9 protein-coding genes are annotated in these 10,972 nt (G+C 60.5%); 2 read left to right on the top strand and 7 right to left on the bottom strand.

Going from position 1 to position 10,972, the window contains the following annotated elements; translation table 11 throughout:
* Positions 1-108: 108 nt before the first annotated feature.
* The 4 genes from HNH97_RS04095 to HNH97_RS04080 form a co-directional block, all read right to left on the bottom strand.
* The gene (locus tag HNH97_RS04095; RefSeq protein ID WP_171789964.1) at positions 109-1,122 is read right to left on the bottom strand and encodes an asparaginase; all 1,014 of its coding nucleotides are present in this window, start codon (positions 1,120-1,122) and stop codon (positions 109-111) included.
* Between the two features lie 38 nt (positions 1,123-1,160).
* Positions 1,161-2,249: an anhydro-N-acetylmuramic acid kinase gene (locus tag HNH97_RS04090; protein ID WP_407716786.1), complete on the bottom strand. Its 1,089-nt coding sequence runs from the start codon at positions 2,247-2,249 to the stop codon at positions 1,161-1,163.
* Between the two features lie 235 nt (positions 2,250-2,484).
* Positions 2,485-3,750 (bottom strand): acyl-CoA dehydrogenase family protein, encoded by a 1,266-nt coding sequence (locus tag HNH97_RS04085; RefSeq protein ID WP_110912055.1) that lies wholly within the window; start codon positions 3,748-3,750, stop codon positions 2,485-2,487.
* A gap of 45 nt (positions 3,751-3,795) precedes the next feature.
* A complete protein-coding gene (locus HNH97_RS04080) occupies positions 3,796-5,022 on the bottom strand; it encodes an MFS transporter (protein ID WP_171789963.1) in 1,227 nt (408 codons plus the stop codon).
* A gap of 397 nt (positions 5,023-5,419) precedes the next feature.
* Here HNH97_RS04080 and HNH97_RS04075 point away from each other — a divergent pair, with 397 nt between their 5' ends.
* Positions 5,420-5,824 (top strand): DUF4870 family protein, encoded by a 405-nt coding sequence (locus tag HNH97_RS04075; protein ID WP_171789962.1) that lies wholly within the window; start codon positions 5,420-5,422, stop codon positions 5,822-5,824.
* Positions 5,825-6,281: 457 nt separating this feature from the next.
* On the opposite strand, the gene HNH97_RS04070 is transcribed toward HNH97_RS04075, so the two are convergent.
* The 3 genes from HNH97_RS04070 to HNH97_RS04060 all read right to left on the bottom strand — a co-directional run bounded on the left by HNH97_RS04070 (position 6,282) and on the right by HNH97_RS04060 (position 8,574).
* The gene (locus HNH97_RS04070; RefSeq protein ID WP_146220631.1) at positions 6,282-6,509 is read right to left on the bottom strand and encodes a hypothetical protein; all 228 of its coding nucleotides are present in this window, start codon (positions 6,507-6,509) and stop codon (positions 6,282-6,284) included.
* A 192-nt stretch (positions 6,510-6,701) separates the two neighbouring features.
* Positions 6,702-6,905: a hypothetical protein gene (locus HNH97_RS04065; protein WP_171789961.1), complete on the bottom strand. Its 204-nt coding sequence runs from the start codon at positions 6,903-6,905 to the stop codon at positions 6,702-6,704.
* Complete coding sequence (locus tag HNH97_RS04060) at positions 6,877-8,574, bottom strand: alpha-keto acid decarboxylase family protein (RefSeq protein WP_171789960.1); 1,698 nt, start codon at positions 8,572-8,574, stop codon at positions 6,877-6,879. Before HNH97_RS04060 ends, HNH97_RS04065 begins: the two co-directional genes overlap by 29 nt.
* 1,067 nt (positions 8,575-9,641) lie before the next feature.
* Here HNH97_RS04060 and HNH97_RS04055 point away from each other — a divergent pair.
* Positions 9,642-10,811, top strand: a complete 1,170-nt coding sequence (locus tag HNH97_RS04055; RefSeq protein WP_110912052.1) for an MFS transporter — start codon at positions 9,642-9,644, stop codon at positions 10,809-10,811.
* Positions 10,812-10,972 lie beyond the last annotated feature (161 nt).

Raw genomic sequence — 10,972 nt, 5'->3', positions numbered from 1 at the left:
AAGCGATCCATACGGATTTTGAATCACATTTGGTGACTTTGAAAAAGTACAATTCCCAACAGACCCTGGAAAAAGCTTCACCAAAAACTTCTTTTCGGTCCTTTATCTTCAGGGAAGATCGAACAGGTGCTGGATGCGCGCCGCCGGCATGTCGAGTGCAAGGCACAATGTCAGCAGGATGCGTGCCTGCCGTGGGCGCAGTCGCCCTGCCGCCATGATCCCGCGCTGGCGCAGGTCCTGCCGTGCCAGTGTCGCGCCGGATGATCCCTGGCTGGACATGACGATGGCCACACCCTGCGCGCAGGCCGCATCAAGCGCCGCACTTTCCGCCGGGGCGCACATGCCCGGCAGCATGCTGGCAACCACGATGCCCCGCGCGCCCGCCGCACGGAACGCCGCGATCGCGGCCCCATCCCCACCGGAATAGCTGTAGCAGATATCCACGCGCGGCCTGTCGCGCATGATGCGGTCCAGCACGTCGCCATCAATGTGCCTGCGCGCCGTCACCTTCCGGGCGAAGCAGACCTCATCCCCCTCGATCACGCCAAGCGGGCCGAAATCGGGGGAGCGGAACGTATCCAGACGATAGGTCGAGGCCTTGGTCACGCTGCCTGCGGCATGGATCTCGTTGTCGGAAACCACCAGTACCCCCTGCCCCCGCGCCTGCGCGCTGGCGGCAACCAGCAGGGCCGCATGCAGGTTGGCCGGGCCATCCGCGCTGATGGCGCTGGCGGGACGTTGCGCCCCCACCAGCACTACCGGGCGTTCCTCATGCAGGACAAGGTCAAGGAAGAATGCCGCCTCCTCCAGCGTGGTGGTACCGTGCGTCACCACGACGCCCGCCATGTCGGGGCTTTCACGCAGCACGTCGCGGATCCGGCGCGCAAGGTCCGCCCATTGCGACATGTCCATATGGCTGCTGTCTTTTTGGGAAAACGTGATTTCACGCACGCGAAAGCGCGCACGCACCACATCGGGCAGCGCGGACAGCAGGTGACCGGCCCCGAGGTCGCGCCCTATTTCCGCATAATCCACGGTATCGCATGGATTGTCCGAATGACGTGCGATCGTTCCACCGGTGGAGATGACCGTGACAAAAGGCAGGGAAGCGGCATCGGGCATGGGAAGGGACAGTCCGTTATGAACGCGGGGGGCCTTATTTACGCGCGCAAAGGCGCACCGACAATGCATCCCCCCGTCAGCGGATGGCTGACCCCGGTGGTTTCGGGCGCGGAAATGGGCAGGCCCAGCAGTGAACGCACGGCAAGGAAGCCGAAACATTCCGCCTCCAGCGCATCCCCGTCCCAGCCCAGTCCGGACACAGGGGCGACGATACCGGGCAGGCACGCGCGCAGGCCCCGCATGATGGCCGGGTTATGCACCCCGCCGCCGCAGATGTACCACGCACGCGGCACCTGCGGCAGCGGGACGGAGGCAATGGCCGCCACGGTAAAGGCCGCAAGCGTCGCCGCCCCGTCCTGCGCCGACAGGTGCGACACCATCGACAGCGCGCGGTGGAACGACTGCCGGTCCAGCGATTTCGGCGCGGGCCGTGCAAAGAACGGATCCGACAGCAGCGCATGCAGCACATCCGCATCCACCTGCCCCGCACTGGCCAGTTGCCCGTCAATATCGCAGGGATGGCCGGTATGGATGCGCGCCCAGTCGTCAAGCAGCGCATTGCCCGGCCCCGTGTCGCAGGCATGCACGCGCCCGTCGGTGTCCAGCAGCGTCACGTTCGACACGCCACCGATATTGACGATCGCAACCGGGCGTTCCCGCCCCGCCAGAAGGGCCGCGTGATAGAACGGGACCAGTGGCGCGCCCTCCCCCCCATTCGCCACGTCGGCGCTGCGGAAGTCGTAAACAACCGGGATCCCCGTCTCCCGCCACAACAGGTCCGCATCCCCCACCTGCCATGTGCGATGCGCCTGTGGCTGGTGCAGCAGGGTCTGCCCGTGGAAACCGATAACATCGACATGCGGGTTTCCCGCCTTTTCCCGCAGGGCCTGCACGGCTTCGGCATGGCGCAGGGTCAGTTCACGCTCCACCGCGCGCACTTCGGGGGCGTCGGCCGGCAGGGTGGGCGCACGGTCCAGCAGGTCGCGCATCCGCTCCCGCAGGGCCGGGGCATAGGGAAGCGACAGCGACGGCCCGCGGGCGCCAACCCTGTGGCCGTCCGTCTCGACCAGTGCCGCGTCAACCCCGTCAAGCGACGTGCCACTCATCAACCCGATCGCGTGCAACATGCCCATCATCCTTTTCTCCACCATGTCCGCCATACTGGCGGCAGGACGTGGTTGTATATTCGAAATGACAGGCCACAGGCCATCTCCTCCCCCCACGGAGGAAACGTTACATGCATCAGATAAAAGTTTCCGGGTGTCGCCTTTTTTCAGAAAGGCAGTGTCTTTCGAAGCTTTTTGGAAAAAGCTTCACCAAAAACTTCTACCTTTTCATCAATGGCCGTTTTCCGTCACCGGCTTACTGGTACGGCCCGGGTTCCGGCGTCCAGCCCGTCAGGAGATGTCGCCCGATCTCCGCATTTTTCCAGTCCACCGGGTCATGCAGCGACAGGGTGCGCGCATCGCGCCAGTAACGGTCGAAACCATGCAGGGCGTCCGTGCCGCGCGCACCGGTCGCGGCCAAGATATCCGATGTCGCCCGCAATGCCGCGCGCGTCGCAACAGAGCGCGCCGCGCTGACGGGCATGGCCAGGGCGGCCCGCGACAGGCCGCCGCGTTCATACAGGTCCAGCAGGTCGCCACACTGCCGCACGGCGCAGTACGCCACCGACAGGTCCGCCCCCATTTCCCCCACCATGCGACGCACATACGGGTCATCCGTCGCGCGTTCGACCTGTGCGGCGCCCCACGGACGGCTGTGCTGTGCGACAAAGGCGCACCCGGCACGTAGCGCGCCGATGCCGATCCCGACCAGGATGGCACTGAATCCCGCCTGGTGGCGCAGCGATGTATGGATCGGCAGGGGGCTTTGCGGTGCAAGGGCGTTGGTTGCGGCACTGACCCGGACATCGTCCAGCACAACCGTGCCCGAATCCGTCGCGCGCTGGCCCATCCGGTCCCAGTCACGCAGAACCCGCAATCCCGGCGCGCCACGTGGCACAAGGTCGAAACGCAGGCCGGCACGCACGTCATCGCACCGCCGTGCCGCAAGCGGGTCAAAGGACGTAATGGCGATCAGGTCCGCCCCCGCCGCACCCGTGGCATAGATCTTGCGCCCGCGCAGGAGCCAGTGCCCGCCGGGCTGCGCAATGGCCAGCGTCTGGACGAAACTGTCGGCGGTGCGGCCATTTTCCGCAACCGCCATGCCGATGATCGCATGGTCCGACATGATGCGCTGGGCCAGGTGATGGCAGAAGGCCGGGGTGGCGTAGGAAAATATCTCCCGCACCAGGTCGTCATGCACCTTATATATCTGTGCAACGGCGGGATCGGCCGCCGCGATCCTGACCATGACCTCCAGCGAGAGGGCCTGCGTCGCCCCCATCCCGCCATAGGCGCGCGGCACCGGCAGCAGCAGCAGCCCCGCCTGTTTCAGCAGCGAGACGGCATGGACCGGATACCGCCCGTTACGGTCATGGTCGGCCGCATGCGGGGCGATATCGGCGTCGAGTATTTCCTGCACCCGCAAAAGCAGCGGCGCATCCGCGCGTGGAAGGACATAAGGGGGAAAGAGATCGCCCAGCAAAGGCGGCAGCATCACCCCATCAGGAAAAAAAGATGTCATGCCCCAAGGTTACAGGCCCGGGGCTTGACCATTCAATACCGTAGCCTAGCCACCAGCCCTGCGCCGGGCGGCCGCGCGCTCGTCACTGAGCGAGAGCATCCACATCGTAAATCCGCCCATCGCCAGCGCGCACCCGACCCAGCCGACCGAACCCCAGCCCCAGCCTGCCGAAATCGCAAGGCCGCCAAGCCACGGGCCAATGGCGTTGGCAAGGTTGAAGGCGCTCTGGTTCATGGCGGCGGCAAGGGCCTGCGCATTGACCGCGACACTGAGCAGCCGCGACTGGATCACGGTGCCCAGCCCCCCGCCACAGCCGATCATGAACACGATGGGCATCATGCCCCATACACTGTGAATTGATCCCGGAAACCCGGCCAGCGCCGCCGCATTGACCAGCAGCGTGCCGCCAATGGTCGGCATCATCTTGCGGTCCGCCGCCCAGGCGCACGCCATCGTGCCCACCGTCATGCCCACGCCAAAGACCGCAAGCATGACCGGCACCATGATCGGCTGCGCATGCGTCACCTCCTGCAAGATGGAGGCAAGATAGGTATAGACGCAGAAGATACCGCCAAACCCGATGACCCCGATCCCCAGCGTCAGCCAGACCTGGCGGCTGCGCATGGCGCGCAGTTCTGTCAGGGCGTTGGCGTCGGGACGCGCCGGGTCGGCAGGCACGAACACGACCACCAGCATCATGGTGGCAAAGGCCAGCGCAGCAATCAGCACGAAGGCCCAGCGCCATCCCAGCAGCAGCCCCAGCCCATTGGCCAGCGGCACGCCCGCGATGGTCGCGATCGTCAGGCCCAGCACCACGCGCGCGACCGCCTGCGTGCGCTGGCGTTCAGGCACGAGGGAGGCTGCGACAATGCCCGCCGTGCCGAAATAGGCCCCATGGGGCAGGCCGCTGATGAAACGGAACAGCAGCAGCCACGAAAACGATGGCGCGACCGCGGTCAGCGCGCTGCCCAGCACATAAAGCGCGGTCATGCCGATCAGCATCAGCTTGCGGCTGGCCTTCGCCCCGATCAGGGCAATCAGCGGCGCGCCGACGCACACCCCCACCGCATAGGCGATGATCGCATGCCCCGCCTGCGGCACGGTCACGTGCATGTCGTGCGAAATCATCGGCACAAGGCTCATCGCCGCGAATTCGGCGGTGCCGATGGCAAATCCCCCCATCGCCAGAATGAAGAAGATCCATGCGGGATGTATGGACGCACGCCCGGACTCGGACGTCCCGGCACGCTGGACGGTCGGTGTTTCGGTCATGTATCTGCTCTGTATGGAAGTATAGTAATGACCGGTTTCACGGTCGTCTTTGCATCGGCGATACACCCACGTCCCCGATGGAGGCAAGCCCCCTCCCCACCGGGATGGCCCGTCGCCACATTTCGACAAAATCCGCCGCACATGCCGTCGCATCCGCGCCAGTCCAACGGGGATGGTGCATTCCATACGGAACGTAATCCTGTTATTTGCGATAATATCAAAACGCCGCACAACAGGGACAGCAGGCTGCGCGCAGGCATACGGGGTTACACATCGTGCCGTGCCGGTTCCATGTCATCTTCCAACCACATCGCGGCAGCAGGATGCTACGATGACATACGCCCGTCACTCACCGTCAGACGCGCCCCAGCAGATACGGCAGCAGAAAAGGCACATCATGGAATTCAGTCCTCATGACAGCATGGCCTCCCCTCCCTCCCCCACCGGGAGCAGCGGAAATTCCATGGTCAATATTATCTATATTCTCTACCTGATCGGGTTTTTCATTCCCGGCACCAGCGCCATGGGAATCATACTGGCCTACATCAACAGGGACAGTTCGACCCAACCCTATACCTCGCACTTTCAGTTCCAGATCACCCTTTTCCTCAAGGGCCTGCTTTACGCCATTGCGGGACTTGTCCTGTATCTATGCAGCGTCGCGATCGCCGCACTGACGAGCGGGGCCGGGATCATCCTGCTGGTTTTCCCGGCGCTGCTGATGCTGTGGTGGGCCGCATGGACAATCTACAGCATCATCCGCGGCATGAGCGCGCTCAACCGGAACCTGCCCATCAGTTGATCGGGGTGGTTTAAGACAGGACAGGTTTCCGGATGCTGGCTTTTTGAAAAAAGCTTCACCAAAAACATCCTGATGACTGGCATGGTGGTGTGTGGACAGGCACCGGGCCTGTATGCGCAGACCCGGCATGGCCGGGCATCGTGCGATCTCTTCTGTCAGGCGGTCGGGGGAAACGGTCCGGATGACCTGCCCTGCGTGACAGCCCTGTTCATGATGTCGTCATGGTCATCATACCCGGTCAATACTGGCATCATGACATGCCAGATTGCCGGAAGCGCGATCTTCTTCCCATCAGGTCCATTATGGAACCTGCAGGCATCTCCCGATCGCGAACTACAGCGGGATATCATGTCTGCCGGGATTTTCCGCGGCATTGGCCATCATATCGGAACCACTGCAGGAAACCTGCCCCGGTAAAAAAGAGGACAGGGTCAAGGTGGGGGTAGAAACCCCCGCCTTATGCAACGCGGTCGGAAACCAGGGTCGCAATCATCAGTGCCGCAATCATCGGCAGGAAAGACACCATGGTCAGCGAAGACATGGCATGGACGGAGTTGGCAAGCAGGGCGCTCAGGTTCTGGATCAGCATTTCTTTTTGTCCTTCAATTTCTCGGCTTCGAGTGACGCGGTAAAAACACGAAACACCGGCGCACCGCAACGGGAAATAATCGGGAACTATTTTCATGACATTTTCATAAGGAAATCGTCATTATTATTTGACCACAAAACAAACACTGCGCCATGCCACATCCGGTCGGGTCAAAATACCATTTGAATATTTGTGACGAAAATAACGGCAGGCCATGCGCAAATGATCCTGCCACCCCAATCCGATGCACAAAAGGCAGGCGAACAGCCTATTTTTTAATCACTTCGATCACGTTTTCGTGATAATTTTTGGAATGTGGGGGATGCTGATTTTTGCATCAGGAACGCCGTGCGATGCAAAATTGTGCAGGCAAACCAGATTGCCGCGCTTTTCAATAGGATAGCCGGATCGGCAGGAAGCGCAATGCAAAATCGCCCCCTGCCGTGACATATCGGCGGGAAAATCAGCCCTCGCCAAACGCGCCGTAATCATAATGGCGCACCACGCCGCCAAAGGTGGTGATTCCCGTCGGACCATCCATTGGCGCGAATCCAAGCTCGATGAACACCAGGCGCTGCGGGTCCTCGGCCTGTTTCAGCGCCTCCTCGAGTTCGGCCATGCTGTTAACCCGCAGGCACACGGCCGCATCGGACGGTCCCATCGCACCAGGCAGCGCGGCATAGTCCCAGTTGGCGATGTCATTATAGGCCGCCGTTTCCCCAAGGATCATGCGTTCAATGGTATAGCCACGGTTATTGAGCAGGAAGATCACCGGCTTGTGCCGCGCGCGCAGTACGCCCGACAGTTCCTGCGCGGTCATCTGGAACGATCCATCCCCGATAAACAGCAGGTGACGCCGCTTGGGCCCGGCATTGAGCGACCCCAGCAGGGCCGGCAGCGTGTAGCCGATTGCCGCCCATATGGGCTGGGATACGAAATGGCACTGCGCGGGCAGGCGCATATGCGTCAGCGCCACCAGCGACGTGCCGTTATCCGCCAGCACGACATCCCCCTGCCGCAGGAATGTCTGGATACGTGCCCAGAATGCGGGCTGTCCCCAGTTCGCGGCGTCCTGCGTGCCCATGGCGTGCTGTGGCGGCGTCACAGGCTGCGGGGCCGCGGGGGTGGGCGCCTGCTGCGCCGCGCTGCGTTCACTGACCTGCGCAAGGATGGCATCAAGCAGATCCACTGCCGCCACCCCCATGAACACATCCCCACCGCAGCGCGTGTCAAAATCCTGGATATTGATGAATGCGGCAGGATCAAAGGCATATGAGAAATAGCCCGAGGTCGCATCCACAAACCGGACCCCAAGCCCGATCACGCAGTCAGCCGTCCTGACCCGTTCATACAATGCCGGGGCCGAGGCCTTGCCGCTGTAGATCCCCTGATAATTCGGGTCTGTTTCACATAATGCCCCCTTGCCCGTCGGAAGGGTTGCAAACGGAATATCAAGCATCCGCGAAAGCTTTCCCACCCGTTCATGCAGGTCAAAACGCCTTACAAGGGCATCAAGCAGCAGCACGGGCCTTGTCGCATGCGCCAGACGCCCCATGATGTTCGCAACGGCGGCCTGCAGTTGCACCGGATCGCTGCCGCACGATGCGGGCACGTCCTGCGTGGCGGGAACCTGCACCGACACACAGCAGGTATCGGATGGCAGTTGCAGATAGACCGGACGCTTCTCCCGCCATGCGGCACCGAGCACACGATCGATCTCGCCCGCCGCATCCTGCGGCAGCAGCCGCGCCTGCGCGACGGTGAACTGGCTATAGCAGTTCATGACATTTTCATAATTGCCGTCGGCCAGCGTATGATGCAGAAGTGCGCGCTGTGTGATCGCATGCAAGGGCGGCACACCGGAGATCATGATGACCGGCACACCTTCGGCATAGGCCCCCGCGATGGCGGACAGGGCGCTGAGGTCCCCCACGCCATAGGTGGTCAGGACCGCCGACAGGCCCGACAGGCGCGCATCACCATCGGCGGCATAGGCTGCATTGAGTTCGTTGCAGTTCCCGACAAAGGAAATACCCTCAGTCCGTTCAATCAGTTCGAGAAATTCAAGGTTGTAATCACCCGGCACCCCATAGATCCGCCGAACCCCCAGCGCCATGAGACGTTCGATCAGGTAGGTTCCCACCGATTTACGCGTTGTCATCTTCATGCCTCGTCCTGATGTTTCGAGATATTGATGTCTCGAGAGCATCACCTTCGGCGAAGTCGCGCAACCTTTTTGCCAGCATAAAAAGATAATATGTGCAGCTTATTTATTTAAAAAATACATGCAATAGAACGTCATCGAGATGAAGACACAGGAATGCGCATTCTTTTTTCCGCGATTTCATCATAGATGATCATAAATGTTTTTTTAGTGTTATTATATTTTACTTCGTATCCGGGATTGGAATATTTCTTTTAATTATAAGTTTTTGATGATCCGTGTAATTTTCCATCAGAAACCATATTGTCGTGCATCTTGCCCGGTTCGTTTCCCGGCCCTCGCTTTCCATGGGGGACGTCTTTGTCCCAGACATGCCCATAACCAATCATTGCGTTACAGGCGATCTGCATGCTGAGCAGAAGAACCCGTTTTAAAGGAAGTGCCCGTTTATCGAGGTCCGTGCACTGACAACACACCTCGACAGGTGTCTTTAGACATGCTGCGGCAAGGTTTTCACAAGACCGGCTTATTTGACTGAACATTTTCTGCTTGGTTCACAAGCGCAAACAGATTTAAAAAATTGACGGTAAAATCAGCAGAAAACTCTCATCGTCATTCTGTCTGCTGCTATTTACATGCAATATAGCAGTCTCACCAAACCTGTCAGGAGTTTTGATACGGACAGCATCATGGATCATATCCATCCGACCATGATCTTTCAGTTTTACAAACATGCCCTCGATAACGTTACGAATATCGTTTGTAAAATGGCTTCATTCGCTCATATGACGTATCCGGAACAATAAATCGATCGTACCGGGCATCTCCCCTGCCAGTCATGCATTGATCGAAGCTGGTCTTGGCAAAAAGATTATTTTCCATCCCCATAGGGCTGGCTTTGTATCGGATGTCGTCAGGTAAAGCAGTCACCTGATTCATGTTGATGGATCAGGGCCTTTCCATCACAGATACGTGGCATGGTTTGCCGATATCCCGAAATGCCTTAAAACATCCGATGAATTTATCCGGTCTTTCCTCTTCCCTTGCACGACGGCAGGCACATTATGGATATCTCCCCTCCCGATGACCGTTCCCGCGTGCTGATGCGCCTGACGGCAGCACTGTTCCTGGGATATCTGGCGGTTGCGTTATCATTGCCGGTCATTCCGGTGTACGTCACGCAATGGCCGGGATACGGCAACATGCTGGCAGGGCTGGCAGTGGGAATTGCCTTTGCCTCCACCATCATCAGCCGGAACCATGCCGGACAGTTGGCAGACGGGCGCGGCGGACGCACCTGCATGCGGTTGGGCCTTGCGGGCTATATCCTTGCCGGCCTGATCTGCGCGGGGGCAAGCCTGCCCATATTGCCTTATCCACTACGCTATCTCGTCCTGGTGGCCGGGCGACTGGTGCTGGGTGTGGGGGAAAGCCTGACCGTGGTCGGCATGCTTGGCTGGGGCATTGGCCTGATGGGACATGCCCGCGCGGGAAAGGTCATGGCATGGACCGGAATGGCCATGTATGGCGCCTTTGCCGTGGGGGCACCGCTGGGGCTTGCGATCTTTCACCTGGCGGGATTTGGCGGGGTCATGCTGACCTGTGCCATTCTGCCTGCCGCAGGATTGCTGCTGTCACAGGACATCATGCCGTCACCCATACATGACGGACGGCGCGAACCATTCTGGCATATACTGGGCCGGATCTGGCAACCCGGCTGTGCACTGGGGTTGCAGGGCGTTGGCTTTGCCGCACTGGGGACGTTCATCTCACTCTATTTCATGCATCGCAACTGGCCCCATGCAGGCCTGGGGCTCACCTGTTTCGGCGGAGCATTCGTTGCTGTCCGTCTGTTGTGCGGGCACCTGCCGGACCGGGTCGGGGGCGTACGTGTTGCGCTGGCCTCCCTGATGGTGGAGGCAACGGGACAATATCTCCTGTGGTGTGCACCCTCTCCCACGCTGGCCCTGGTCGGGGCAGTGCTGACAGGAATGGGATGCTCGATGGTCTATCCGGCATTGGGCGTGGAGGTCGTACGCATCATGCCGCCACATCTGCGTGGGACCGCACTTGGCGGATTTGCCGCTTTTCAGGATCTGGCCTATGGCGCGACAGGACCACTGACCGGCCTGCTGGCGGATCGCACCGGATATGCCTCGGTCTTTCTGGTGGGTGGGATCTGCGCCACGCTTGCCTTCCTGCTCACGTTGCACATGGCCACACGCCGACGCTGATCCCACCCATTACGGGCTCAGGTCATAACGAAAAACCCCCTCCTGTTGGAAACAGGAGGGGGCTTAGGAAAGGACTGACTGGAAGATCTGGCGGCGACCGACTTTCCCGTGCCTTAAGGCACAGTATCATGGGCGCTGGGGTTTTTCACGGCCGAGTTCGG

It is taken from the genome of Gluconacetobacter entanii (assembly GCF_013155425.1).
GTDB classification, from domain to species: Bacteria; Pseudomonadota; Alphaproteobacteria; order Acetobacterales; family Acetobacteraceae; genus Novacetimonas; species Novacetimonas entanii.
Note: the sequence above shows the minus strand (reverse complement) of the source record. Positions and strands in the feature narration are given on the sequence as shown.